Origin of the sequence: Leptospira sp. B5-022, assembly GCF_000347035.1 — a bacterium.
GTDB lineage: Bacteria > Spirochaetota > Leptospiria > Leptospirales > Leptospiraceae > Leptospira_B > Leptospira_B cinconiae.
Genome location: NZ_ANIJ01000049.1, coordinates 98936 through 124313 on the forward strand (window position 1 = coordinate 98936; position 25378 = coordinate 124313).

Consider the following 25378-nt stretch of genomic DNA (forward strand, 5'->3'; position numbering starts at 1 on the left):
CGGCGGGTGTCCGAATCTGGAGGGATCGGTCGAGGCCGGGGGCAAGTTTGGGCGAAAAAAGCGCGAAAGAAAAAACGGGGAAAGAATCCTCCAAAGAGATCCGGATCAACCGATTCTTGGCAGATTGTGGCCTAGGTTCTCGCAGAAAGGTGGAAGAATTGATCCTCTCCGGCAAAGTGAAAGTCAACGGAGTCGTCGAAAAAAATCTAAGCACCAAGATCCGGGTAGATTCTGATATAGTTCAGCTGGGAAATAAAAAATTAGTTCCTCCTACAGCTGCAGTGTTCCTCGCTTTAAACAAACCGAAAGGTTTTCTTTGTTCCCATAGCGATCGTTTTCATTCCAATACTGTTTTCGAATTACTTCCTAAAAAGTACGGTAAACTTTTTATCGCAGGAAGATTGGACCTGGACTCTCGGGGACTTCTTCTTTTATCCGACCAAGGAAATTTGGTCCAAGAGATCACTCATCCCTCCGAAGGTTCCGAAAAAGAATACGAAGTGATTTTAGAAGAAGAATTAGATCCTAAAGAAGTGAAGGATAGATTCACTAAGGGATTTATGGACGAGGGAGAATTTTTAAAAGCGGAGAAGGTTCTATCCTTAACAAAAGGAGAAGCATCTTCCAAGTTCAGAGTGATCTTAAAACAGGGAAGAAAGCGCCAGATCCGTCGAATGTTCTCGATTCTCGGCGGAAGAGTAATCGATCTACAGAGAATTCGGATCGGAAAACTTTCATTGGAAAAATTGAAAATCGGAGAAGGTAAGTTTATCTTGCTGGATCCCAAAGTTTGGAGACCATGAATTTTACCAGTTTAGAATTTTTATTTTTTTTCTGCCTAGTATTTCTGGTGTATTGGAATCTTCCGGACGCTTTAAAGAAATATTTTCTTATATTAAGTTCCGCCTTCTTTTACGCGGTCTCCTCTTGGAAGTTTTTATTTCATCTGATCATCGTCGTGAGCATCAACTGGATGTTCATACGATTTTTCCTGGCGAAAAAATGGTTTTTGCCGGTTTCCATAGGTTTTAATGTTCTTAATTTAGCGTTTTTTAAATATTTCTATTTTTTCGCGGATCTGGTTGGAATATTTTTAGGAATTCCGGAATTTCAAAACAAGATCAGCTTGGATGGAATTCTTTCTAAATCCTTGGACTGGGTCGGATTCGAAGTAATCCTTCCTTTAACCATCAGTTATTACACATTTCAATTCATTTCCCTTTTAGTGGATAAGAAGAAAGGAGTGATCACGGAAAAGATCGGATATTGGAAACTGACTTCTTATATTTTCCTTTTTCCCGTAATGATCGCCGGACCTATATTAAGATTTAACGATGTAGCGACTCAGTTCGATTCTCCAAAAATGGAAAAAGAGGATATGGTGGACGGCCTTTGGCTCGTGGTGATCGGACTTTTCAAAAAGTCGATCGTTTCCGTCTTAATGTCCGGATCTATCTTCCAAGTATTTGCGGAGACCTCCGCTTTTTCGGGAGCGGCACTTTTAAGTACCGTATATTTCTTTGCGATCTATCTATATTTGGATTTTTCGGGATTGACGGATCTTGCCAGAGGAATGGGAAAACTTTTAGGATTCACTCTACCTCAAAACTTCAGGGCGCCATTCTTCTTTAACGGATTCGGGGATTTTTGGAGAAGATGGCATTTAACCTTCTCCTTTTGGATCCGAGACTATTTATACATTCCGCTTGGCGGTTCCAGAAGCGGTACGTTACGCACCTGTTTTAATTATCTAGTTGCTTTCGGACTTGGTGGACTTTGGCACGGAGCCAATTTGAATTACCTTCTTTGGGGAGTTCTAACCGGATTGTATCTTTCCATAGAAAGAGTATTGAATGATTGGAATGTAAAAATCCTGCCTGAGATACCGTACGTGAAAAGGATTATTACGTATTTATTCGTTCTGAATATTTACAGTATTTCTTGGGTTTTATTCTTCACGCCTGATTTCGGATCGGCAGTTGCGGCGGTCCAAAGAATATTCGTTTGGGCGAACGGGGTATCTTTTCCGAATATGGAACCTTGTATTTTTGCACTTTTGGTCGCGATCCTATTTCATTCAGCGGAAGAATGGCCTGAAAAATTTAAGGTTCGTTTCAAATGGAAAGTTGTACTTCTCCCCATCGTATGGATCTTGGTCTTACTTGCATTACCTAGCGGAAATGCGGATTTCTTTTACGGACAATTTTGAGAAATAGTATGAAAAAGAAGTATATCTATCTCCCTGTACTCTTTCTGGTCGTTTTATTCTTTGCGGATAAAATGTTTCTTTTAGACTTCTTCCAAACGTCTTTTTACCAAGAAGGGAATCCTGTCTATTATGCACAAAGAAGGCATTTGTTCGAAAAACTCCAGAAAGATAGTTCTCTTAAAAACAAAAATCTTCTTTTGGCGTTTGGGGATTCTAGGGCCTATCCGTATTCCATTAAAACACTTCCTCCTTCTTTTGCAAATGATTGGACCGTGTATAATTTTTCAGGACCACAAGCGGTTCCTGCGTATGGTTTTTATTGGTTCCGTAAAATACTAGGAGCTGGGATCAAACCCAAGGCCGTTTTTTACGTAGTTAGCCCGGAGGCGTTCGATGATTCGAAGGGTTTGTTCTGCGAACCTTTTTTAAGATTGGGCGCAGACGAAGAATTTAAGAATATCTATTGGGAAAAGTTTTCCTTTTCCGACAAATTGGAAATTTGGAAGGAAAAAATCTTTAGCATTCGAAAGATCAAACCCGGTTTTAAACTTTTTTGGTCCCGATTGTCCGGTGGAAAATTAAAACAGTACAGAGCGGACCAAAACCACGAAAATCTGATTTTAGAACTGGGAAACGGAGAACAACTCGCGTATGCAAGTGCGAGCAATAATCCTAAAAAATTGGAAAAGGACGCACTCCGTTTAAAAAGTATTTATCTTTCGGGCTTCACTCTAGGCGAGACCGAATTTTTCTTTGTGGAAGAATTCTTAAAACTGGCGAAAGAAGAAGGGATCAAGACCTATTTGATCTGGCCCAAAGTATATCCCGGTTATAGAGAAGGGTATTACGAACTAGGTCTTGAAAAATCCTGGTGGCCACGCATCCGTGAACTGGCATTCAAATACGGTGCTTCAGCCGCCGATATGAATACTCTCAGTTCCTGCGATCTGTATTACGACGGTTCTCACCAGAGTGTATTTTGTATTTCAGAACAATCTGAAATTTTAATGAACGATTTTACAGGGAAGAAGAAGCTACCTTAAAGGAGTGGTTCGCACGGAGGTCACAGAGATCACTGAGTTGATCTAGGTTATTTCAACTCTGCGTACTCCGTGCTCTCTGTGCGAAAAACTATAAGGATCTTTAGATCACCACTTTAACTTCTTAGCGTCTTCTAAGAATTTTTCCAAACCGATATCGGTGAGTGGGTGTTTGAATAACTGCTGGTAAGCGGAAATCGGCATAGTCGCACAATCCGCGCCACGAAGAGCTGATTCTTTCAAATGTATAGGTCCTCTGATAGAAGCAGCTAGAATCTTAGTTTCATAACCGTAATTATCGTAGATCTCTCTGATCTCGGAGATCAGTTCCATTCCGTCCCAAGATGTGTCATCCACACGGCCTATAAAAGGTGAAATATAAGTAGCACCCGCTTTTGCTGCAAGAAGTGCCTGAGGCGCGGAAAAACAAAGAGTTACGTTTGTCGGAATTCCTTTTTCAGTCAGTTTTACCACGGTTTTTAATCCTTCCGGGATCAAAGGGACTTTGATGACAACGTTCGGAGCGATCTTTACCAGTTCGTCCGCTTCTTTCAGCATGTCTTCGTGTTTTGTAGCGAGTACTTCCGCGCTTACGGGACCTGGTACGATCGCGCAGATCTCCTTGATCACCTCTTTAAAATTGCGACCGGATTTTGCGATTAGGGAAGGGTTTGTAGTAACTCCGTCTAAAAGACCGTAGGACGCGATCTCCTTGATCTCGTCCACATTGGCTGTATCTAAATATAATTCCACGTATTACTCCGAAAGATTTTGGATCTCTCTGGATAGTGGCGGCCTTAAGCGCCTTCGGTCAAGGATTTCTTACGGGATTAGATCTCTTAAAGTTTTGATTTCTTCTGCGTTGAAGAACTCTTTGTATTCTTTCTCGATCTGAGACTTTACCTTGGAGCTGAAATAATCCACTCTTCTAGTAAACGGTTGTTTTTTATAAGCTTCCTTCCATTGGACAATGAATCCGCCTGCGGGAGGAGCCTGTCTTTCGTCGGTCAATTCCCAAACCACAGCTCCCCCGATCTTCTTATCATCCAGGGTCTCTTTTTTGGGTTTTCCATATTTATTTTCCAGTTTGGACTGAACGTCTTTGCCTGGAAGATAACGGAAGGAAACCCCAACGGAGAATAATTTACCCGGCTCCAGATGTTCGTCTTCTTCCGGAGAAGTTTCCTTTTCCGGACGAGGTTGGTTCTTATCTTTAGGACGGGAATCCAATACTAATTTAGGAGTGGAATAAAAGCGATATAAATAGAAAATCCCGTTCCTTCTTACAAGTAGGGACTTCTCCTTATCTTCATGGACTACTTCTATTTTTTCGTCACTCTGAGGATTAGAAGCTAAGGATAAAAATTTGTCTCTGACTTGGGAGTACGAGGCTTCCCAAGAGACTTCGGCAAATCCGTCTAAGGTAGGTTTGGAGCCGTTATTTCTGGAATTATCTCCCGGAAACTGAGAAAATATAGAACTCCAAGGAAGGAGTAGGGAGAATAAGAACAGGAAGATGGATTGCCCTTTCATACTCTTTAAGTATCGGCAGAAGACCGAACAAGAATTAGGAATCTTCCCCTAAATCCTCTGCCTCTTCTTCCTCTCTGTCCACTCGAATTCCCCCGAATTTCACCTTTCCGTTCCATCTCAAGATAAGAAGAACGAGAAGGATCAAAACGTTCGGAAGAACGAATAAAAAGGAAATTTCATGATAAAGGCCGTAAACTGCCAGATTTGAGGCGATTACTGAGATAAATATCCCGGTAAGTAAAGGAACCTCCTGGTTAAGTAGCCTTGCGAGAAAGGTTCCGCTATTCCGAGAGATCCTAGCCGCTCTTAAAATTTCGGAAGAGATAAATGAGTAGAAGGCCAGCATAAGCACGGGCATGATACAGGAAAGAAAGAAATAATTTCCAAAGGAATCCGTATAATGAGGAGAACCGATTAGCCCTCCGGTTAAAGTCCAGACATACGCGAAAAAAGCGGAGAGTCCGAATGCGAGAAGTCCATATTGCAGACTCCCCGCAGATTCAAAAATGGAAACGATCTTTGAAGGAATAATTCTCGCCCAATCCGTAAGTTCCTGTTTTTCGAAAGTATCCTTTCCGCTTAAATAGATGAGTCGAAAATAATAATCTCCCAGAGAAACGACCACTAACGTGATCACTAAATAGATCAGGTAGAGAAAAAATTCCATCTTAATGCCTAAAATGCCTCATGCCGGTAAACACCATGATCAATCCGTGCTCGTCAGCCGCCTTGATCACTTCTTCGTCCCGGATAGAACCTCCGGGTTGGATGATTGCTTTCGCTCCTACTTTTGCGATTGCATCTATCCCATCTCTGAAAGGGAAGAAGGCATCGCTCGCCACATAAGAACCCACAACGGAAAGTCCTACATTTAGAGCCTTAGTCGCACCGAGTTGGACCGAATCCACTCTGGACATCTGTCCGGCACCGATCCCGAGCGTAGCGTTCTCTTCCGTATAAACAATCGCATTGGATTTGATAAATTTAACGGTAGACCAAGCGAACATCAGACCTCGGATATCTTCTTCCGTAGGTTGTTTTTTAGAAACGATCTTTAGATCTTTTTCGGTGATGGTCGCATAGTCTCTGTCTTGTAGAAGAATCCCGTGATGGATCGGTCTTAGATCCATTTCGTCCAATGCTTCTTGGAAATTTTGGATCTCGATCAGACGAACGTTCGGTTTTTTAGAGAAATAGTCCAGAGCGGCAGGTTCGAACTTTTGAGCGATCACACCTTCGACAAAAGTTTCGCCTATGAGAACCGCCAATTCTCCGGTTACAGTTCCCTTGATCCCTATGATCCCGCCGAAAGCGGAAATAGGATCCGTTCTTTTTGCTAGACGGAATGCTTCTAGAGTATCGTCCGCATAAGCGATCCCGCAAGGATTCAAATGTTTGATGATACAAACCGTATTATCCGGAAGAAGTGCGGAAATATGGAATGCCGCATCAAAATCCAACATATTATTAAAAGATAATTCTTTTCCTTGGAGAGGAGAAAATTCGCTCTTGGTAAATAAAGGTTCGTAGAAAGCGGCGCCCTGGTGTGGATTTTCTCCGTATCTTAGTTTTTGTTTTTTGGTAAAGGAAAGATTTAAGATATCCGGGAACTTCTCCCCTGCAAGCTTATTGAACCAAGAAGAGATCGCAGTATCGTACATCGCAGTATGAGAAAATGCTTTTCTCATAAGAAGGAAGGAAGTGTCAGCATCCACGGAGCCGTCATTGACCTTCATGGATTCTTCCACTGTTTTATAATCGTTCGGATCCGTTACTACTACAGTATGTCTGTAGTTTTTACTCGCGGAGCGGATCATAGAAGGTCCGCCGATATCAATATTCTCTATTGCTTCGTCCAGATGAACTCCCGGTTTCGAAACGGTCTGCACGAACGGATATAAGTTCACAACCACCAGATCGATCTTTGGAATTTTTAATTCCTCCATCTTCTGTTTGTGTTCGGGTTTGGAGATCACTCCCAATAGTCCGCCGTGGACTTTTGGGTGGAGAGTTTTTACTCTTCCGTCTAAAATTTCCGGAAACCCTGTATAATCGTCTATTGCAATGGCTTTGATTCCGTTTTCGGTGAGTGTTTTTAGGGTTCCGCCTGTGGAAATGATTTCCACTCCTTTGGATTCCAGGTACTTGGCAAATCCGATAAGTCCTGTTTTGTCGCTAACTGAAATGAGGGCGCGAGTGATTTTGATCATGCTAGAGGATTGAGACCTTCCTGTCTTTGATGGAGAGCCGATCTTCGCAGAAGTGTTGAACCGCGAGTGGCAGGATTTTATGTTCCTCTTTGAGAATGGCAAGAGTCAATTCTCTTTCGGTCATTCCTTCCTCGATTTTAACAACTCCTTGCAAAATGATAGGACCGGAATCCACACCTTCGTCCACAAAATGGGCCGTGCAGCCCGCAATCTTCACTCCATACTCGAATGCCTGATTCTGAGCATGTAGACCCGGAAAGGAGGGAAGAAGAGAAGGATGAATATTGATGATCCTGTTTGGAAAGGCTCGGATAATTTCCGGCTTTAAAATTCTCATATAACCGCAGGCCACGATCAGATCCGGAGAGCTCTCTTGTAGGAACTCCAACAGTTCGCGATGATACTCTTCTTTTTTGGGATAAGACTTCCAATCCAGGATCTTGGCTGGAATATTTTGGCGGGCGGCAATCTGGATAGAAGGCGCCTCAGGGTTATCTGTGACTAAAAATGCGGGATTTGCGGGGATTTTGCCCTTTTGGATTGCCTGAAGGACAGCTTCCAGGTTGCTTCCCCGCCCAGAAGCCAAAAAGACAAGCTTTTTTCTCGGTTTGGGAATCAGACTTGCCAAGAATTTTCGCATCCAATACGCTAAGAATTACCAGTCCACGTTAAGGCGGTCCGGAATTTTGTCGAAAAGTATTTCAGGAGAGACACATGTCACTTGCTAGAAAATCGACGGCCTCCGTCGAACAGTATAAATCCAATGAAATTTCTACTGTGAGTCAGGGCCGGCTTATCGTGATGTTATATGAAGGAGCGATCCGCTTCCTAAACGTTGCCATCGAGAATAATACACCCCGCAAGTACGACGTGGTGAACAATCATATCCTGAAAGCCCAAGAGATCGTGACCGAGCTGATGCTCGCCCTGAACATGGAAAATGGGGGAGAGGTTGCAAACAATCTGCTTGGGATCTATGTTTATATTAAAAAGCGCTTACTCGAAGCGAATATGAAGAAGGACAGTGAGATCCTTTCCGAAATCATCAAATATCTGGAAGATCTAAAACTTGCTTGGGAAGAAATTGAAAAGAAGGAAAAAGCTTCTTCCGTGGTCCCATTGCCAACCGCCGGTTCAAGAGGAACCGGTCTTTCCCTCCAAGGTTAAACACAAATGGCGGGCAAGGTCTCTAAAAGTCTAAACTCCATGGAAGAAAAACTTTCCTCACTCTATGGGGAGAAAATCTCCTTTTTGAACAAACTGATAGAACTTCAAAAACGCCAATTGCAAATTTTAGATTTTGAGGATGGAGAAGGTGCGGCGAAACTCGAGCTGCAAAATTCCGATCTGGTCGAAAAGATGAAACGACTGGACCGCAAGATCGAACAATTAGAAGAATCTTCCCCTCAGACCCTGGAAATTATTCGACTCTCCGATACGATTTTCCAAAAATTGGAAGAGTCCAGGGATTTGAATTCCCAAGTAGGGGAAAAGATGGAGATTATTCTGCGGGAATATCGTAAAGAGTTGAACTTGGTACAATCCAAGATCCAACTTAAAAAATTCCTAGCTCATAGGAAATTGGATTGGAAGACGGGGACCTGCTGAGCCGTGCCCTGGACTTTTACGGACTCCCCAAAAAATTCGACGCAAATTTAGTCCGGAGCAGGTTCCGTGAACTCTCTCGGAAATATCATCCGGATTCCGGAGAATATGAGACGGATCTTCTGTTTAAGGAGTTGGTCCAACTTAGGGACGTTCTTCTTGCTTCTCTCGGGAACGAATCGTCTGTAATTTTAGAAAATTCTAAAGAAGATCCGGAAGGATTCCAATTTTATAAACTAGCCAAACAAAAGGCCGCAAATGCGATCGAAAAATATTTCCAGTTCACCGACGGTAATCCGGTATACTTAAAAAAAGAAGACAATCCTGCACTTCTACGTTTAAGAGAAGAATTGGAAGAGGCTAAAAAAGAATTAGGAAAGTTTTTGGAAAAATATCCCAAAAGTATCTGGAAAGAAGATACGGAAACTACTCTTAAAAAAATAAACGTCTGGTTTAAAGATTAAGGAACCTGTAATGTATTCGAAGGCATGGAGAATACGTAAATGTCCTTTGTGCCACTGTTCAAGTCCAAGGAGATCACGGAAGATCTTAGAGTTACGTAATCGCCTGAATTCAGTGTAGCGATAATCTTACAAACGCGGTTCGTGTTTTCTCCAGGGCCTGGGACCGCAAGAGGCCCATCCGTCGGATTTACTTCTATGGAATATTCTCTTGGCTGATTTGGAAGCATATTCAAGGGAAGTTCACATTCTTTTCCGGAGGAAAAATCGGAAGGATTCCTGGATGCGTCCGCAGTATTTCCCGAATACAAAGTATATCCGCTAAAAAAAGCTTCCGGGTTTCCTGCCCTTAACCTGAGTTCGTATACTCCTGTACCGATCAAAGTAATCCCAACCAAAGTAGGCGGTGTGGTTACGATCCGATTCGAGGAATAATTATAACAAGAAAATAAGAATAGAATTGGAAGTAAGAAAGGAAAGAATCGAAACATTCTTCCTGATAAAAAAAGATTCATTTAGATGCGTATATAGTCCGCCCAGCCGAACTTTTCGACCAATTGGGTGGATACTGAAAATTGTGGAAAACGTCTCTTGTTTGTCGATCGATTTTCCGGTACATCCCACTTGAGTTCCTGCAGAAGTTTGTTTCCTTTTTTGCTATTGCAATCCCTACATGCCGTGACCAGGTTTTCCCAAGTATGATAGTCTTTCGGTTTTTTTTCCCTGGGAATCTCTTCCCATCGACTTTTTGGGATCACATGATCCAGGGTGAGTTTAGAAGAAGGAAGTTTGCGTCGGCAATACACACATTCGTGATCGTCTCGGACAAATATGTTTTCTCTAGAGAGTTTATGCTTACGTTTCGGGACCTTATAATAGTCTGTGAGCAGAATGATCCGAGGAGTGGAAAGTTTCAGTTTTTCGGATCTGATAAAGTGGCTTTTTTCGTCTTTGATGAGTTCCGCTTTTTTAAGGATGAGAAGAATAACGGCGTCTTTGACCGTTCGGATCGCAACCGGGACATAGGTCGCGTTCAGCACCAACACAGGTTGGGTTAGAACATCCATATCTAACCAAACAGTATAGATTCATAAAATTATGTCGAGTAAAAGTATTAATTCTCGGACCGTTTCTTTTTGATCGTGAAATATAGAACCAAGACTAACACAAGAATCCCTAATAAAGCAAAAACGGTAATTTGCCCCTGGTGGACCCAAGATTTGAGCTGATCTAAATTTTTTGCGCCGTAATGTCCAAGATATACCCAGATCGGGACGGAAATCGCAGCGGCAAACATATCCAAAAATAAAAATCTAAAGAAGGAGATACGATCAGAAGTCCCTGCCGTTAGATAGATCGGCATCCTAAGACCGGGCATAAATCTCGCCATGAATACGACCCAGTTCCCATATTTCGAAAATTTTTCTTGTACTTTGGAAAATCGTTCCGGGGTCAAAAATTTTGCGATGAAAGGAATTCGTAATACTTTCTCGCCGAAAATCCTTCCGAGTAAAAAAACGGAACCGTCTCCTACGAGAACTCCTGCCATTCCAACACCGAACATTACATGTTCGTTCGCATATCCTAAACCTGCTAAAACTCCACCGGAAACCAGGGAGATATCCTCAGGAACCGGAAGACCGAAACCACAGAGAATCAGAGTGGAGAAAACTGCTAAGTAAGCGAACTCATTCCCAAAGCGGGAAAAAAAATTTACTAAATCCGGGATATTGACTAGATCCATGAATGCTTCTATCTATTCCGAGTAGATTCCACCAGTGAAACTTTTCCAGGGCAAATGGGAATCGAAAAACTAGATTTGTTTGGCTTGCTTTTAAGTCTTTTTACGTTCCAAATTGGTTTCAGGTGCAAAAAGACAGAAACCAAATCATCCAAGCCGAAAATTCTCTATTAGCGGGTTATGCAGTTTTACACGACGAAACCGGTGGAAGAGAATACAAAGAAGAAGAACACCCATACCGTATCCCGTTTCAAAGAGATAGGGATCGAGTCGTTCACTCTAGTGCATTCAAAAGACTACAATATAAGACCCAAGTTTTCGTTTATTCGGTAGGGGAAAATTATCGTAATCGTCTCACTCATACTTTGGAAGTCGCCGGAGTATCCAGAACGATCGCTTCCGCATTAGGACTCAACTCTTTACTTGCGGAAACGATAGCACTCGCTCACGATCTGGGACATACACCTTTCGGACACGCAGGACAGGATATGCTTTCCGATCTAATGGGAGAATTCGGCGGATTCGAACATAATAAACAATCCGTTCGTATCGTCACCATATTGGAAACACGTTATCCGGAATTTCCGGGTTTAAATCTTTCCAAAGAAACATTAAAAGGTATGATGAAACATGGAGCGGAATACGGCGGTTCCAATTTAGGAAAGGAAAGAAAGGATGAGGGCCCAAGTTTAGAAGCCCAATGTGCGGATGTCGCGGACGAGATCGCATACACAAGTCATGATATAGATGACGGTTTGGAAATGGGCTATTTGAAAGCGGAAGATCTAAACTCACTTTCTCTTTGGGCGGAAACCTCCAATATGGTAAAAGGTAAATTCCCGAAACTGGATGGAAAAGTATTCGTTCGAACTGTGATCCGAGAATTGACCAATAGTATGGTTTCTAATATGATCAGAACCGTTGAATCTAGGATCTCCGATTGGAAAATCCAGGATCGTTCCGATCTGAATACTGCCTACCAAGAAGGAAAAAGGATCGCAACGTACGAACCTTCTTATGGAGAGAAGGTCCGGGAATTAAAATCTTTTCTATACAAAACACTTTATAGACATCCTTCCGTTATAGTTACAAGCGATCGAGGAAGAGATATTATAGAAACATTATTCTTTCATTTTAGAAAGCAGCCCGATTCCATTCCGGAAACGTACAAAAGAAGGATCGAGAAAGAAGGCCTGGAAAGATGTGTATGCGACTATGTAGCCGGAATGACGGATAGATACGCGGAAGAAATGGCATCTAGTCTAAGGAAGTGAGCGTTCCTAAAAACTGTTATAATTCCTGGAGTAAACTCTTTGCCTTCCCCTTCGCTTGCACATCCTGTGCAAACCTCCGGGTCGCTTCGCCATCCTGGCTTCGCTCTCAGGCAAAAAGTTCACTCCAGGTTATTTTAATGTAATTTAGATTACTTTCTTATCGAATAGAAAGGATCGTTTCTTCCAGAGCGATAAGAAGAGAATCGACTTCTTCTTCCGTTGTGTATAGACCGGTGGAGATACGGATCGCTCTCAAAGCTTCTTCCTCCGAATATCCCATTGCCAATAAAGAAGGCGCCGCTTCTCTGGACCTGGACTTGCAGGAAGATCCGGTGGAAAGTGCGAATCCTTTCTCTTCCATTCCCATCATAAAGAAGTCCAGATCGTCCAGAGGAAGTAGGGCAAACGTTGTGGAAAAAAGCCTGGGGGAATTCTCAGCTACAATTTCGGCTCCCATACTTTTGAGTTTGGACTCTATCTTATTTCTGTAATATTCCAGTCTTTTATTCTTATTCTCCATTTCTGCGAATTGGATCTGGGCCGCTTCTGCCAGAGCTAGAATAGAAGGAGAATTTTCCGTGCCGGCCCTATGTCCATTCTCCTGATTCCCTCCTTGGAATACTCCTCCTTCCGGTAGGTGTTTCGGATCGAACCATAAAACGGAAGATCCGAGTCCTCCGCCGATTTTATGACCGGAGAATGTAAATCCGTTTAAAACGGAAAACGGTACTGGGATTTTAGAGAAGGATTGGATAAGATCGGAATAAAAGGGCATTCCAAATTTAGCGGAAACTTCCGCAAGTTCCTCGATCGGTTGGATTACGCCTGTTTCATTACCCGCATGAAGTACAAATACGGGACCCGGCTCATCCTTCAGATAAGATTCTAATTCGGAAAGGGAAACAAGTCCGGATTTATCGGCGCTTAATACTTTATAAGGAATTCCTAAACTTCGAAAAGAAGAATACAGGGCGGCATGTTCGAAAGGAGAAAGATAGGCGGTAGTTTTGATAAATTGTTTCGCAAAGTATACGAGGGAATAATCCGCTTCCGTTCCGGAAGATACGAATACGAATCCTTTCGGATCTTTTCCAGTGAGTTTTGCTAAAACTTTTCTCGCTTCCTCGATCTTGCCCTGTCTGGCTAAGGAAAATCGGGTAGGCCCGGAAGGGTTGAAAAAGTCTTCTTCGTATTCCTGTAAGACTTTAGTTAATAAACCTGGAATAGGAGGATGGGTCGCATTATAATCGAAGTATTTAATTCTTTTCATCGAAAATATCGTCTGCTTCTTCGTATCTTCCTTTTCGACGAAGAGTGTACTGCAATAGTTTCTTTTTATCTTCGATCAGTTCTTCGTAACCGGATTTATCGTTCCTGTAGTTCGGATCCACCGTATAAACTTCGGTATCCAAGGCATCCAATTCCTTTAAGGCGGTATCGAAATCGGATTCATGCAATAGGCATCGGACTCTCATAAGTTTTGCCTGGAATCTTACGCCTAAATCCGTCGCAGAAGAGCGATATACCGACTCGAACATATCTTTCGCTTTTTTTCTATAATTGGAATCCCTATCGCCCAATCTATAGAATAGCTGAGCATTTCTGTTCAAGTTGGAATAAAATACTTTGGCTCCTTCCGTATCGGTTGGCTCGCAAGGGATCGCTGCGATCGCACTTACTCCCCAATACTTTGCTTCCGCCGGTATATTTCTTTTGGAACAGGAGAAATATAATACTCTCGTAAATAAGGAAACGGATTCTTCCGGAGAAAGAGAAGGATGGGATTCGTCCGTTCTAAGTCTAAGCAATTCCAATGTTCTTAATAATAGAGTTTTGTATTTATTCGCGGTTAATGTAGTCGTATCCGGATAATCGGAGGAAAATACGATCGGGTCCGATTGGGACTCGCCGATCTTTTTCCAGATACGGATCTCTTTCGGAAGATCCTCCGTTATATTCTCTTCTTCTTCCTTATTACAACTGAAACTGAAAAAATTCAGGATTCGTTTCCACCAAGGAATGGAAACCGGTTTAGCCTCTTTCAATTTTTCGAATACGAGTTCTTCTATCCTTTGGATGGCTTGGAAATGTGCAAGTATCGCTTCTTCCGGACGACAAGACGCAAAAGAGGAAATTCGGATCTTCTCCAAAAGACTTTTGCCTGCAATTTCTGGTTTGTTTTTTTCAAGAGAAGCTTGGGCAGACGGAGAATTATAACCATCGAAAGGATTATAATTTAAGGCTCTTTTATAATAGTCTAATGCTTCCAGAGGGATTTTGTAGAATTTTTGCCAATAATCGTACGGATCCACAGGTTTTTCTCCCGTGGAAAATTTGCTCTCACTAGGATCTGCAAGTCTTTCTATGGTCCAGCCTTGGTTTTTTGCTTCCATCCAACTTGGGATCCTGAATATATCTCCTGTACCTTCTTTCCCTATTCTATAGGCACGTACGCAGGCTTTGGACAGTTGGTCCGTTCGGAGATAATGTTCAATTTGTCTATATTCAATTTTTTCAGATAATAGATCGTCTCCCTTGGACTGCAATTTTGCGGAAAGGGAAGGATTTAGGACGGTAGGTTCCAACCAAAGTGCGAAGGAACGTAAAATTTGAAATCTCCTGGGATAGATATAGATCGCTGCCAGGGTCCAAATCAACAAAAGTGTTAAGAATAACTTTTTCTTTTCTTTAAGAATGCTGAACAATTTCTTTCCTTAAGTTCCGGAAAATTCGTTAGACGAATAGAGTCCCTCGCTTGAGAGTAGAGAGAGTGAAGATTTCGCTTTTTTCGATTCCAAACCCTATACAAGTCCGGGGATTATGAAACACGCAAGCATTATTCCGATCCTTCTGGTATCCCTTCTGGATGCAGGTGCCTTACTTTCTTCTCCCCGTAATACAAACACCGTTTTCGTATGTAGGGACACCGATTCTTCCGGAAGGGCAAGAGCCGTGTGGCCGGCCTATTATTATTCTCTCGGATTAGAGAGTTTGAATAAGGCCAGGAATTCGGAAGGAAGAGAAAGAACAGAAGAGATCATAGAAGCTGTCCGAAATTTCCAGGATTATATCCGTTGTTCCGAATCCGTAGGATCTCCTGTTTCCGCGGTGTTTCGTTGGAATAAGGCGTTGGCGCATTATTATTTAGGACAGTGGAAGGACGCGGTTTCCGAACTGGACTTGGCGGAAAAGTCAGACCCATATTTTAGAGAATCCTATATTTTGAAAGGTACCATTCTTTTAAATAGCGGAGAATATGAAAAGGCTGCGACCTATTTAGAAACTCATCTGAGTAAGTTTTCGGAAGATCCTGATTTCTATTATTTATTGAGTTCTGCCGAGCTTGCTTTGAAGAATGATGCAAAATCCGTTTTGTATTTGAGTTCTCTCAGAGATCTGATCAAACAAAAAGATTCCAATCCTAAATATCCCGAATTCGTTTATTTATCTCTAGGAAAGACGTATTTCGCTTTAGGCCAAAATACGAAGGCACTCTTTTATATTTCCGGTTATTTGGAGATGAAACCTGAAAACTGGGAAATCCGATTTTTACTCGCGAAAATTTTGGACCAGCTAGGCAAGTTTTCTCAAGCAAAAAAACAACTGCAAAGAATTCTGCAGGAGATCCAAGGAAATTCTTCCGTGGAGCTGATGTTGGGGGAAATGTACTTTATAGAAAGTAGATCCATGGCGGCGGGTTATTTCGAGGATCTAAAAAAGAAAGGAAAGTTGAATAAGGACGGGGTCCTTTTCGGGCTTTATTCGGTACTAAATTCCAAATATTCGGATGCTAGACGTATTCTCTTTCCTTTAAAAGAAAAATTTCCCAAACGATTATCCATACGCCTCGGGGTTTTGGAGATCCAAAAAAGAGATCCAAATATTAATAAAAAGGAATATATTAAAGAATTGGTAGAAGTCGCCTCCATTGCGCTCCAATCCCAATTGACCACCCTTGCGGAAACTTTACTCCTTGAATCGATCAAGATCACGGAAGAAGAAAAACTAGATCCTCGCATTCTTGCGGAACAATACGACTTTTTAGCGGGCGTATACGAACAATCCGGTTCCGTATTTAGATCCATCATTTCGGTTCGTAAAGCGATCCAATATACTCCCTCACCGGAGGATTCTAAAAAATACGAATTACATTTGGCGTTTTTGCTAAGAGGAAATCCTCCCGGAAAGGTCCAGGAATCGGAAGAGATCATACAGAATATTCTCAAAAATGATCCGAACAATCATTATGCGTACTATCTTTTAGGGATCGTACTATTCCAATCCGATAAATTGGAGGAGAGTCGGGGGGCGTTCGAACAAGCGATCCGATTGGAACCTAAATCTTCCGTGTATCATTTTTATAGAGCTTCTGCATTGGAAAAATTAGGAAGGATCCCGGAGATGGAAGCGGACCTTCGTAAGTCTATGGAGTTAGATCCTGAAAATCCGATCGCATATAATTACTTAGGTTATCATTATTCCGAAAAGGGAATCCGTTTGGACGAGGCACTTGATCTCATCCGAAAAGCGGTGGAGCTTGCTCCCGATAACGAGGCTTACCAAGATAGTTTAGGCTGGATCTATTACAAAAAGGGAAGAGTGGATGAGGCTCTTTTACATTTGAATCTTGCCTTTCAAATTTTACAGGATAAAAACGAATATGATCCTACTATCTGTGAACATTTAGGCGATGTTCATCATGAAAGAAGAGAATTTGCTGATGCCAGAAGATTCTGGGAAAAATCGGAAACTCTTTTTCAAAAGAAGGAAGACAAACTTCGAATTCGGGAAAAATTGGAGAGGTTAAGAACGAATCCGGTCTCAAATAAATCATAATGGCCGGGAGGACTGTTTTGAGAACAAACCATTTAAACCGGATCTTTGTATTCGGATCACTTTACTTTTTTATTCTATTGTTCCAATCCTGTGTGACGACGGATATAGAAGAGATCAATTTTCGTCAAAAGGGAAAAATAAAATTTTGGAGCGCAAAATCCAAGGAAGGTTCCAAATATTTAGAAGCGCTTCGTAAATTAGAAGAATCGAATACTTCTTATACGGGAGAGTTCGATATAAGGATACAGAATTTTTTTCCTAAAAAGGACGTATTCTCTTTGGCGGGAAAGATTTTTTACGATAAGCCGTCAGGCAAAATGCAGATAGAACTGACCGATCAATTATTCGGGATCAGCGTTTCTAAAGTGTTCAGCGACGGGCAAACGATCCGTATCAAAACGGTTTCCGTGGATAAGATACATGAACAGGCCATGGACGATATTATACTTTCCGATCCGAATACCAGAAAGCAGACAGTAGTTCCTTTTCCGGTGATCTATTATCTTCTATCCAATCGAAATGCGGAATTGTTCAAGCCACAATGGACGCTCGTTCAGCCGAACGATGGAATTGTGCTCGTCAGAAAACCGGGAGAAGAATGGACTTACTACACTGCGGAAAATGGTATTCGTTCCGTGGAATGGGATTCCAGCGGGAAGAACGTAAAAGCAGTCACGAGTGTCCAAGGAGAAGTTGAATTTCCTCCTAAAACAACGATCACTCGTATCGTTTCCAGAGCGGATGGAGCCGATCAAAATCGTATCGAGATCAAGATGAAAAAAGTATCTCGCATTGATAAATTGAACGAAATGTTGTTCGGATTTTAATATTAAGGAAAGTGAATATGTTGGACGTGGAAAAAAACGGTCATATTTTAGAACTTTATATCAAAACAAACGAGACCAATTCTTTAGGCAGGGAATTTTTTCGAAAATTTAGGGAAGTCCTGGAACAAGCGGAAAACGATAGATCCGTAAAATCCATCATTCTTTCCGGAAGGAACGATAAGTTTTTTTCCAACGGATTCGATCCGGAAATTTTCGTGGGTAAAAACTTGGAAGAGATCAAGGAAGTACTTCGAGAAGCATTAGGTGCCTGCGGAAAAGTTTTATTCTCTCCTAAACCTGTGGTTTGTGCAATGAACGGTCACTCAATGGGAGTGGGAGCGGTGATTGCTATATTCTCCGATTATAGAATCCTTGTGGAAAAAAAAGGAAGATTAGGTTTTCCTGAATCTTTGATCGGTATCAATTTCCCGTCCACTGCCGGAACCGTTCTGAAAGATCTAGTCGGAATGAAAACCGCAAGAGACTTATTGTACAGCGGAAGAGGTTTAAAAGCTGATGAGGCTGTAGAGGTAGGACTGATCGAAGAATCTGCCACTCCGGAAGTAGTAATTCCTAAAGCCAGAAAATGGTGTTCTCAATTCCAAGACATGGCAATGGAATCCGTAGTTGGCGTGAAAATTGCTCTTAGGGATTCCCAACGTTTGCTTGCGGATACTTTAGAAAAAAGAGATGTAGAGCTTTTGGCACAAGCGATCGCTAGCGCAAACGGACAGGAAGGAATGAAATCCATTCTAGAAAGAAGACGCCCAGTCTTTACTTGAACTGAATTGCCTGGGATTTTTCCCAGGCTTGTCCGATATCGGGTCCCGGTATCGAAGTATTTTTAAGAATGGAATAATTTCCCAGGGTTCAAAATTTCCTTTTGATCCAATACTTTTTTTAATCCGTTTAGGGCTTCAATCCCAGGTTTTCCTAAACTAGACTCGTACCATTTTTTATGATCGAAACCGACTCCATGATGGTGACTGATCGGGACTTTAAAAGAAGTGAATGTATCCGAAACGGCTCTTTTCATTTTAAGCCATTGATCTTCCGGTTTTTTCGCATCCATCGGAAATAAGATCGTATAATACAAACAAGCTCCTTCGTGATAACTATGAGATAAATGGCACATAGCGATCGAACCGGGGATTGAATTTTGTAGGGACTCGATCCCCGCTTTATGCAGATCTTCCAGCTTATCGTACGTACTGGAAGTTTCCATCGTATCCACACCCATTCCGTGCTGCATGACATGATTTCTTAAAAACGGCATATTGTATCTGCTATGGATCCAATTTTGTCCCAGCTTTTCTCCCGCATAGATCGCTCCGCCTTTTTTCCAGAGTTTTTTAAGTCCTTGGAAAGAATGATCTACCTCTTGCCTTGATCCGTCTAGTCCCACTAAAATCACACATTTATTATCTCTTATTCCGGCCGCTCTCAGATAAGAATTTTGCAGGAATTTTTTGAATTTGCGGATGGGTGTATTCGTCTTTCCTAATTCTCCCAGATACTCATAGAGTCTTGTTTCATTCGCATCCGAAAGTCTCATCATAGAAGTTTTGATCTCTTCTTGATTTGTTTTTCTGATAAAATTGATGGAGGAAAGTAGGTCCGGAAATACTAAACCGAAATATTTTCTAGTCTCAGGGATCTTGTGGATCTTGACAGTAACTTCTGAAATGATCCCTAAAAGGCCTTCACTACCTGCTATGATCTGGTTCCAATCGGGTCCGATAGAAGATGCCGGCGCTCTTAGGGTCTCTACTGTTCCTTTTGGGCTGATCAATTTTACTGCACTCAGGATCTCTTCTATTTTTCCATATCGGTTGGATTGTTGTCCCGCACTTCTAGCTGCAACCCATCCACCCAATGTGGAATATTCGAAAGACTGAGGAAAATGGCCCAAAGTATAACCTTTTAAATTCAGGCCGTATTCTAATTTGGGTCCATAGATCCCGGCTTGGAATGTGGCCGTCATGCTGATGGGATCGAAGGATACCAACTCTTTCATTTCGGTCATATCCAAAGAAATTACAGCTTTTTGTCCTTTTCCCTTCAGGACTTCCACGCCGCCCACTACGGAAGATCCTCCGCCGAAAGGAATAACTGTGATCTTATTCTTGGAACAATATTCTAAAATTTTAATGATCTCCGAATCTTTTTTGGGGTAGACCACTCCATCCACGAAAGACTTGAGAGTATTAAAATGAAGTCTGAGAACGTCGTAGTAGCTACGGCCGGCAGAGTGGAAAACTCTTTCGTATCTATCGTTTTTAAAATTATTTTTACCTACGATTGCGCTTAGGTTTTTGATATCATTCGGACTTAATTTACTGTTCGGAATTTTTATATCTTTTAAGGAAACGGCAGGAGTTTCGCGGATAGAATCTAACTTGAATTCCCTTTGAAGAAGTTTGAGAATTTCTGGCATCTGCGCCTTTCTACCGAAGTCCTGATCGTTTGCACCCCAGGCATTCCATCTAAGATTGGATCTGGAATAGTCGATTTTGGGATTGAGCTCGTGGTAGAACATAGGTCTTATCTCCGATTAATTAAAAACGTTTCCAATAAATACGAATCTTTCCAGAGGGCAAGGTAAAAAGGATATTCAATGTTGATCAAATATCACATGTAGGAACTCCTACACCGCTATTCTAACGTAAGCCTAAAGACGTTTTTTCAACTCTGCGATCCTTGGATCATCGGGAGAAAGAATGGATGCCTCTTCCAATAACTTTTTGGCCCGTAAAGAATTGCCGAGTAATCTATAAATATCCGACAGGTTGATCAAATTTTTAAAATGGTCCGGAGAACGGACTCTTAATTTTTCTCCTAGCTCCGCTGCGGATTTCAAAGATTCAGTGTCTTTTTTTTGAGTATAAACCTTTTTCCAAAGGATAGAAGAATAGAATAAAAGTTCAGTTTCAGAAGGATCCCAGGCAAGGGACTTCTCCGCCCACTCGGCCGCTTTTTTGAAATCGGATATTTTATCGTACCATTTGGACAAAAGTTTGGCTACTTGAGGAAAATAACGTTCCCCAACTATCCCCGATCTATGTAAACTTTCTTCCAGGATACGTATTGCTTCCTTTGTATTTCCCTTTTGAAAAGCGGACTCCGCTTCCGAAATGGATTTTTTGTCCTCTAAATACGGGTTTACCGAGGGATTATAAGAAATAGATAATATACTTAGATCGTCCGAAAGTTTTCCTCTGCTGATCAGTGATCTTCGGATCGTTTTTAATTCTCCGCCGCTTTCTTCCACCGAGGTTAAAAAGACCGTTTCGTCTTCGTTCATTACCCTTTTACCGGAAAAATCCTCTTCTAAGACTAGATCGTCCCTACCGTCGGATCCGCAGAAGATCGTATCTCCGGGGAGCATACGAAAAGTTTGGACCCGTATTTTGGACCCGAACATTTCAGAAATCCCTAATTTACGAATATTGGATTCCGATCCCAAAAACATAGCCTTTCCATCTCTGTAAAGAACAGGCCAAGGATGTTCCGCGTTGATATAATACATCGCTCCCGTGGAATGTTCGACGATCCCTAAAACGGCGGAGATGAGCATAAATCCGTCGAATGTTTCGAATACGTTTTGAAGATCTATGAATGCTTCTTTTAGCCAGCGTTCCGGAGACTTGGATTGGATCTCGGGAGAAAGTCTAGTTCGACTAATGATAGAATTGAATACGGAACCTAAAACCAAGGCGCCACCCGCACCTTGGATTGATTTTCCCATAGCATCCCCGTTGATGAATGCGGTATATTCCCTATCTCGGATATTAATTATGTAGGCGCTTAAGAAATCCCCGCCAAGTTCATATTCCTTTTCTTTGAAGGAGAATTTTTTGAACTGATCCAGTAGGAATTCCACTTTGACCGACGAATTTTCGGAATTATCCAGTTTGATCAGAGGAGAAAGAAGTAAAGCGGTTAAAAAATAATCTCCATCCTGCTTTTCCTTTAATGCTTGGATCTGTAACATTTTTTCGGAGATCTCTTTATTACTTTCCTGGATCTTAAATCTACTTACGAAACTTACGAATCTGTATCTTTCTAAAATGACGGAAAATACAAGTGTGAGAAGATATGCGATCCCCAGGTTTTGCATCGAATATGCGGCCTGAGGAGAGCTTAAATTGGGAGAATAGATCAGGATAGAACTTATAAAAGTTAGAATAGAAAGTATTAGGAAAATATAATACGACTTTTTGGGAAGTGGAACGAACGCGATAGTGATCAATGCTATTTGGAGGCCTGATACGTAATTCGGATCGTCCGCTATTCTACCCGTAAAAAAGGATGTACAAAGTAATAGATAGGCGATATATACGTATGCCATTTCTAAACTATATTTGCGGGTAGGGATCCTAAATAAAGTGTCCAAAAGAAGAAAGATTAAACTAAGAACACCTACTAAGGAGAAGCCGATCCGAAAATAAAATAGTTCCGGAAATTCTGGATGTAATTTTTGGTCCGTTCCGAATGCGAAACCCAGCCAAACGAAGATGGCAAGTATTGCACCCGGATATTGGATGCTGCGCGTTTGTCGTTTTAGATCTTCCGCATATTGATTCTCATATACGTCTCTATCCGGGTCTTTTTTTAAAAAACCTAGAACAGAATTCCATTTGTTTGGAAGACTACCTGCCCGGGAGGAAGTATATGACATCTATTGAATCGAACTCCGTTCGGTTCAAGTCCCTTAAATAATTGGGAATTAAGAACCGGGTCTAAGCAAAAAATATCATCTACTGATTTGGAGTAAAGAACTTGTATAATTTCTAATGTCTTGACCGACCGAGTTCTTGATTCCAAGCTGTGAATCTATGGCCAAAACGAAAGACGTTAAAACTCAATCTTTTCAGATTTCTTCCCAAGTTTTCGATACTCTAGTGGTGGGGGGAGGGATAACAGGTGCCACTACTTTGTGGGATGCCACCTTACGCGGGTTAAAGGCTCTTTTGGTGGAAAAAAATGATTTTGCTTCGGGGACCACTCAGGCCACTTCCAAATTGATCCATGGTGGTTTAAGATATTTAAAGAATGCAGAGTTCGGTTTGGTCCGAGAGTCCTTACGAGAAAGAAGGATACTCGCTAAGATCAGTCCTCACGCTCTCAAGACCCTAGGCTTTATTATTCCGGTTTATTCTAATCCTGAAAAGTGGATCACAAATATAGGTCTCAGGATGTACGATTATTTTTCGTACGATAGAAATCGAGATATTAGTTCGGATTCTTGGATCCCTAAATACAGATCCTTATCTCCGGAAGAAGTTGTGATGGAAGCGCCAAGTCTCCCTAGAAAAGGACTCAAAGGTGGATTTTTATATTACGATTATCAGAACATGAATCCGGAACGACATACATGTGAGTTCATCTTCTCCGCTGAAAAAAAAGGGGGAACTGCTCTCAATTATACGGAATTAGTCGCGATCTCGAAGCAAGGAGAAGTCTACCAGGCAATCTTAAAGGACAAAAGAGGCGGCAAAACCTATCCGGTATTTGCAAAAACTGTAGTGAATGCCGCAGGTCCTTGGGCGGATTTTGTGGAATCTTTGGCCGGGGTCGGAATGGACAAGGTGCTTGTCCGATCCAAGGGAATACATATCGTAACTCGGGCTTTAACCGTTTCCAAGGCAATCGTTTTGAAAAAAAGGGACAAAACACATATGTTCGTTCTTCCTTGGAGAGGAAAGACGATTATCGGCACAACGGATACCGTATTCTCGGATTCTCCCGATAAATTTAAGGTCACCAGATCGGACATCCAAGGTCTATTAGAAGAAATTAATATTGCTTTCGGATATACCGATTTAACTGAATCGGACGTGGATTTTTACTACGGCGGTATGAGACCTTTGGTAGAAGATCCGGGCGAAAAATCGGACACTTACAATGCATCCCGTAAAACCGAAATTTTAGATCATAAAGAAAAAGGACTTCCCGGATTTTTCACAGCGTTGGGCGGAAAATATACGACAAGTAGACATTTAGCGGAGAATATCACGGATAAACTATGCGAGTATTTGCCAGGGAAATTTTTACCTTGCGAAACCGATCAAGTACCCCTAGTTTCCGGAGAATTTTCAGATCTTTCTTCTTTAATTAAAGGGCTTAGTAAAAAATATCCAAAACTTTCCGGAGAATACCTGGAAACTTTGGGCGCTCGATATGGAAGTTTAGCTTATGAAGTTCTTAAATACCAAAAAGCAAACGACGAGTCTCTTACCCTTCATAATGGAGAAAAATTCAGTACGGCAGAGATCCGTTATATTGCGTCCGAGGAAAAAATAGAGAAGGGGACCGATTTCTTCTTCCGTAGATCCGGAGTGGGAGTTCCTGGCGCACCTCCTATGGAATCTATGAATAGAATGATAGAGGAATTAGGAAAAACGCTGGGCTGGAACCCTGCTCGCAAAAAGGCGGAAACCTCGGAGATACTTTCAAGATATCATTTTTGACTTTTCATCTAGTTTCAATCTGATATCTCTAAGTAGTTCCATGGATTTAGAAACCGGTTATTTAGTTTTTGGAGCAGCCTTTGGCTGTATCTGGTCTTTAGGGATCTTACTTTCTCCGGCTTCTTTGGGGGAAAGGACGAGAGCCGCGCTAATCATGTTTTTTTCCTCTCTTTGGCTTGTGGGAGGTGCAACTTTTCTTTCCGGTTTAGTGCGCAAGTATCCGTTCCTATACGGGATCCATATTCCTTTTGCATTGGGAATAGCACCGCTTCTTTACATTCATTTTCAGATCACATTACTTGGACTCGAAGTTTCTAAAAGAGAGCTCTTTCTACACTTTCTACCCAATCTATTCTGTATAATTTTACTTTTACCGTTCTGGTTAGGTGGGGAAGAATTCCGTTTGCGCACATTACAAGAGATCACCCAAGCTCGAAGTTATTCCAGTATTCTCGCTTTTTTGCAGATCACTCCTAAAATTTCGATTTTATCCTACTTTCTACCGCTGCTTTGGATGTACAGAAGTTATCTATTTAGCTCCGAGCAGGATGAAAACGAAGAAAGAGCCAGAAGAATATTTTTACTCTTCATTTGTCTTGTTTGTTTTGTGATCTTCTGGGGACTTACCGGTTCTATTTTAAGAAGGATAGAATTTGTTAAAGAGAGTATTTTCAGTCTTCCTGTTCTTTTGGTGTTAGGCTTTTTACTTTCTCAACGTGAACCGAATTGGCTCGGATTCGTTGGGAAAAGTTTGCGAGAAGTCCGTTATAAAAAATCCAGACTGAAAGGAATGGATGAATCCAAGATCAAAGATCGTTTGGAATCATTGATGAAAAGGGAGAAGGTTTATGCGGATGAGGATCTTACACTTTCCCAACTCGCGGAAGAGTTGGGACTCACCAACCACCAACTTTCGGAATTTTTAAACCGACGTTTGGCCATGAAATTTTCGGATTATATCAATTCTTGGAGAGTGGAAGAAGCTAAGGTTCTACTTTTAGAAGATCCGGACCGTTCCATTTTAGCGATCTCTGAATCCGTCGGTTTTAATTCCAAATCCGCATTCAATGAAGCATTTAAGAAATTTGCGGATTCTACACCTAGCGAATTTAGAAAAACAGCCGTATTATACAAAGCATCTCTAAAATTTTAAAATCCACACGTCCTGA

Annotated in this window: 24 protein-coding genes; 12 read left to right on the forward strand and 12 right to left on the reverse strand. The window is 41.7% G+C overall.

The genetic code is table 11. The features are described 5' to 3' along the window. The first annotated feature begins 47 nt into the window (after nt 1-47). Genes LEP1GSC192_RS19005 through LEP1GSC192_RS19015 form a run of 3 tightly spaced genes read left to right on the forward strand, consistent with a single transcriptional unit; the run spans nt 48 to nt 3252 of the window. Nucleotides 48-803 carry a pseudouridine synthase gene (locus LEP1GSC192_RS19005; protein WP_020771603.1) on the forward strand — a complete coding sequence of 252 codons (756 nt, stop codon included), beginning with the start codon at nt 48-50 and terminating at the stop codon, nt 801-803. After that, nucleotides 800-2209, forward strand: a complete 1410-nt coding sequence (locus LEP1GSC192_RS19010; RefSeq protein WP_020771653.1) for an MBOAT family protein — start codon at nt 800-802, stop codon at nt 2207-2209. The genes LEP1GSC192_RS19005 and LEP1GSC192_RS19010 overlap by 4 nt, the downstream gene beginning before the upstream one ends. An 8-nt stretch (nt 2210-2217) precedes the next feature. After that, nucleotides 2218-3252 carry a DUF1574 domain-containing protein gene (locus tag LEP1GSC192_RS19015; protein ID WP_020771542.1) on the forward strand — a complete coding sequence of 345 codons (1035 nt, stop codon included), beginning with the start codon at nt 2218-2220 and terminating at the stop codon, nt 3250-3252. Nucleotides 3253-3357: 105 nt separating this feature from the next. Here LEP1GSC192_RS19015 and fsa read toward each other — a convergent pair whose 3' ends face one another. From fsa to purN, 5 genes are all read right to left on the reverse strand, one after another. Continuing rightward, complete coding sequence (gene fsa, locus LEP1GSC192_RS19020) at nt 3358-4002, reverse strand: fructose-6-phosphate aldolase (RefSeq protein WP_020771669.1); 645 nt, start codon at nt 4000-4002, stop codon at nt 3358-3360. Nucleotides 4003-4071: 69 nt separating this feature from the next. Beyond that, on the reverse strand, nt 4072-4782 hold the full coding sequence (locus tag LEP1GSC192_RS19025) for a hypothetical protein (RefSeq protein ID WP_020771639.1): 711 nt from the start codon (nt 4780-4782) through the stop codon (nt 4072-4074). Between the two features lie 34 nt (nt 4783-4816). After that, a complete protein-coding gene (locus LEP1GSC192_RS19030; RefSeq protein WP_020771565.1) occupies nt 4817-5449 on the reverse strand; it encodes a hypothetical protein in 633 nt (210 codons plus the stop codon). A gap of 1 nt (nt 5450) precedes the next feature. Next, the gene (gene purH / locus LEP1GSC192_RS19035; RefSeq protein WP_020771547.1) at nt 5451-6992 is read right to left on the reverse strand and encodes a bifunctional phosphoribosylaminoimidazolecarboxamide formyltransferase/IMP cyclohydrolase; all 1542 of its coding nucleotides are present in this window, start codon (nt 6990-6992) and stop codon (nt 5451-5453) included. 1 nt (nt 6993) lies between these two features. Continuing rightward, nucleotides 6994-7620 (reverse strand): phosphoribosylglycinamide formyltransferase, encoded by a 627-nt coding sequence (gene purN / locus LEP1GSC192_RS19040; protein WP_036091162.1) that lies wholly within the window; start codon nt 7618-7620, stop codon nt 6994-6996. Between the two features lie 86 nt (nt 7621-7706). Between purN and fliS the strand changes: the two genes are divergently transcribed. Genes fliS through LEP1GSC192_RS19055 form a run of 3 tightly spaced genes read left to right on the forward strand, consistent with a single transcriptional unit; the run spans nt 7707 to nt 9061 of the window. Next, nucleotides 7707-8159 (forward strand): flagellar export chaperone FliS, encoded by a 453-nt coding sequence (gene fliS, locus LEP1GSC192_RS19045; RefSeq protein ID WP_036091165.1) that lies wholly within the window; start codon nt 7707-7709, stop codon nt 8157-8159. 6 nt (nt 8160-8165) lie between these two features. Further along, a complete protein-coding gene (locus tag LEP1GSC192_RS19050) occupies nt 8166-8600 on the forward strand; it encodes a hypothetical protein (protein WP_020771638.1) in 435 nt (144 codons plus the stop codon). Continuing rightward, complete coding sequence (locus tag LEP1GSC192_RS19055) at nt 8579-9061, forward strand: molecular chaperone DnaJ (RefSeq protein WP_020771640.1); 483 nt, start codon at nt 8579-8581, stop codon at nt 9059-9061. Before LEP1GSC192_RS19050 ends, LEP1GSC192_RS19055 begins: the two co-directional genes overlap by 22 nt. Here LEP1GSC192_RS19055 and LEP1GSC192_RS19060 read toward each other — a convergent pair. The 3 genes from LEP1GSC192_RS19060 to LEP1GSC192_RS19070 are packed head-to-tail and all read right to left on the reverse strand — an operon-like array spanning nt 9058 to nt 10802. Continuing rightward, the gene (locus LEP1GSC192_RS19060; RefSeq protein WP_020771574.1) at nt 9058-9573 is read right to left on the reverse strand and encodes a hypothetical protein; all 516 of its coding nucleotides are present in this window, start codon (nt 9571-9573) and stop codon (nt 9058-9060) included. The two genes, LEP1GSC192_RS19055 and LEP1GSC192_RS19060, sit on opposite strands and share 4 nt — an antisense overlap. Next, on the reverse strand, nt 9574-10125 hold the full coding sequence (locus LEP1GSC192_RS19065; RefSeq protein WP_020771602.1) for an HNH endonuclease: 552 nt from the start codon (nt 10123-10125) through the stop codon (nt 9574-9576). A gap of 47 nt (nt 10126-10172) precedes the next feature. Then, entirely contained in the window at nt 10173-10802 is a 630-nt protein-coding gene (locus LEP1GSC192_RS19070; RefSeq protein ID WP_020771566.1) for a DedA family protein, read from the reverse strand. Between the two features lie 122 nt (nt 10803-10924). Here LEP1GSC192_RS19070 and LEP1GSC192_RS19075 point away from each other — a divergent pair, with 122 nt between their 5' ends. Continuing rightward, a complete protein-coding gene (locus LEP1GSC192_RS19075) occupies nt 10925-12073 on the forward strand; it encodes a deoxyguanosinetriphosphate triphosphohydrolase (protein ID WP_020771619.1) in 1149 nt (382 codons plus the stop codon). 157 nt (nt 12074-12230) lie between these two features. Here the strand turns inward: LEP1GSC192_RS19075 and LEP1GSC192_RS19080 are convergent, their stop codons facing one another. Together LEP1GSC192_RS19080 and LEP1GSC192_RS19085 are read right to left on the reverse strand one after the other, a co-directional pair. Then, nucleotides 12231-13343, reverse strand: a complete 1113-nt coding sequence (locus LEP1GSC192_RS19080; protein ID WP_020771610.1) for a cysteine desulfurase family protein — start codon at nt 13341-13343, stop codon at nt 12231-12233. Beyond that, the gene (locus LEP1GSC192_RS19085; protein ID WP_020771609.1) at nt 13330-14778 is read right to left on the reverse strand and encodes a hypothetical protein; all 1449 of its coding nucleotides are present in this window, start codon (nt 14776-14778) and stop codon (nt 13330-13332) included. Before LEP1GSC192_RS19085 ends, LEP1GSC192_RS19080 begins: the two co-directional genes overlap by 14 nt. Nucleotides 14779-14893: 115 nt before the next feature. Here LEP1GSC192_RS19085 and LEP1GSC192_RS19090 point away from each other — a divergent pair, with 115 nt between their 5' ends. From LEP1GSC192_RS19090 to LEP1GSC192_RS19100, 3 genes are read left to right on the forward strand one after another with little or no spacing between them, the layout of a single operon-like run. Next, entirely contained in the window at nt 14894-16909 is a 2016-nt protein-coding gene (locus LEP1GSC192_RS19090; protein ID WP_020771666.1) for a tetratricopeptide repeat protein, read from the forward strand. Next, nucleotides 16909-17736, forward strand: a complete 828-nt coding sequence (locus LEP1GSC192_RS19095) for a hypothetical protein (RefSeq protein WP_052005258.1) — start codon at nt 16909-16911, stop codon at nt 17734-17736. Before LEP1GSC192_RS19090 ends, LEP1GSC192_RS19095 begins: the two co-directional genes overlap by 1 nt. A gap of 17 nt (nt 17737-17753) precedes the next feature. Then, nucleotides 17754-18518 (forward strand): enoyl-CoA hydratase/isomerase family protein, encoded by a 765-nt coding sequence (locus tag LEP1GSC192_RS19100; RefSeq protein WP_020771675.1) that lies wholly within the window; start codon nt 17754-17756, stop codon nt 18516-18518. Between the two features lie 62 nt (nt 18519-18580). On the opposite strand, the gene LEP1GSC192_RS19105 is transcribed toward LEP1GSC192_RS19100, so the two are convergent. After that, nucleotides 18581-20275, reverse strand: coding sequence for an FAD-binding oxidoreductase (locus tag LEP1GSC192_RS19105; RefSeq protein ID WP_020771636.1), 1695 nt, complete (start codon nt 20273-20275; stop codon nt 18581-18583). 132 nt (nt 20276-20407) lie between these two features. Next, a complete protein-coding gene (locus LEP1GSC192_RS19110; RefSeq protein WP_020771540.1) occupies nt 20408-22417 on the reverse strand; it encodes a SpoIIE family protein phosphatase in 2010 nt (669 codons plus the stop codon). A gap of 157 nt (nt 22418-22574) precedes the next feature. Between LEP1GSC192_RS19110 and LEP1GSC192_RS19115 the strand changes: the two genes are divergently transcribed. Together LEP1GSC192_RS19115 and LEP1GSC192_RS19120 are read left to right on the forward strand one after the other, a co-directional pair. Continuing rightward, the gene (locus tag LEP1GSC192_RS19115; RefSeq protein ID WP_020771608.1) at nt 22575-24209 is read left to right on the forward strand and encodes a glycerol-3-phosphate dehydrogenase/oxidase; all 1635 of its coding nucleotides are present in this window, start codon (nt 22575-22577) and stop codon (nt 24207-24209) included. Between the two features lie 40 nt (nt 24210-24249). Beyond that, the gene (locus LEP1GSC192_RS19120) at nt 24250-25362 is read left to right on the forward strand and encodes a helix-turn-helix domain-containing protein (RefSeq protein WP_020771584.1); all 1113 of its coding nucleotides are present in this window, start codon (nt 24250-24252) and stop codon (nt 25360-25362) included. Nucleotides 25363-25378 lie beyond the last annotated feature (16 nt).

Coding starts and splice junctions, on each gene's coding strand:
- LEP1GSC192_RS19010 (WP_020771653.1), top strand. CDS start 800: ATGAATTTTACCAGTTTAGAATTTTTATTTTTTTTCTGCCTAGTATTT.
- LEP1GSC192_RS19015 (WP_020771542.1), top strand. CDS start 2,218: ATGAAAAAGAAGTATATCTATCTCCCTGTACTCTTTCTGGTCGTTTTA.
- LEP1GSC192_RS19025 (WP_020771639.1), bottom strand. CDS start 4,782: ATGAAAGGGCAATCCATCTTCCTGTTCTTATTCTCCCTACTCCTTCCT.
- LEP1GSC192_RS19030 (WP_020771565.1), bottom strand. CDS start 5,449: ATGGAATTTTTTCTCTACCTGATCTATTTAGTGATCACGTTAGTGGTC.
- purH (WP_020771547.1), bottom strand. CDS start 6,992: ATGATCAAAATCACTCGCGCCCTCATTTCAGTTAGCGACAAAACAGGA.
- fliS (WP_036091165.1), top strand. CDS start 7,707: ATGTCACTTGCTAGAAAATCGACGGCCTCCGTCGAACAGTATAAATCC.
- LEP1GSC192_RS19050 (WP_020771638.1), top strand. CDS start 8,166: ATGGCGGGCAAGGTCTCTAAAAGTCTAAACTCCATGGAAGAAAAACTT.
- LEP1GSC192_RS19060 (WP_020771574.1), bottom strand. CDS start 9,573: ATGAATCTTTTTTTATCAGGAAGAATGTTTCGATTCTTTCCTTTCTTA.
- LEP1GSC192_RS19065 (WP_020771602.1), bottom strand. CDS start 10,125: ATGGATGTTCTAACCCAACCTGTGTTGGTGCTGAACGCGACCTATGTC.
- LEP1GSC192_RS19070 (WP_020771566.1), bottom strand. CDS start 10,802: ATGGATCTAGTCAATATCCCGGATTTAGTAAATTTTTTTTCCCGCTTT.
- LEP1GSC192_RS19080 (WP_020771610.1), bottom strand. CDS start 13,343: ATGAAAAGAATTAAATACTTCGATTATAATGCGACCCATCCTCCTATT.
- LEP1GSC192_RS19090 (WP_020771666.1), top strand. CDS start 14,894: ATGAAACACGCAAGCATTATTCCGATCCTTCTGGTATCCCTTCTGGAT.
- LEP1GSC192_RS19095 (WP_052005258.1), top strand. CDS start 16,909: ATGGCCGGGAGGACTGTTTTGAGAACAAACCATTTAAACCGGATCTTT.
- LEP1GSC192_RS19100 (WP_020771675.1), top strand. CDS start 17,754: ATGTTGGACGTGGAAAAAAACGGTCATATTTTAGAACTTTATATCAAA.
- LEP1GSC192_RS19105 (WP_020771636.1), bottom strand. CDS start 20,275: ATGTTCTACCACGAGCTCAATCCCAAAATCGACTATTCCAGATCCAAT.
- LEP1GSC192_RS19110 (WP_020771540.1), bottom strand. CDS start 22,417: ATGTCATATACTTCCTCCCGGGCAGGTAGTCTTCCAAACAAATGGAAT.
- LEP1GSC192_RS19115 (WP_020771608.1), top strand. CDS start 22,575: ATGGCCAAAACGAAAGACGTTAAAACTCAATCTTTTCAGATTTCTTCC.
- LEP1GSC192_RS19120 (WP_020771584.1), top strand. CDS start 24,250: ATGGATTTAGAAACCGGTTATTTAGTTTTTGGAGCAGCCTTTGGCTGT.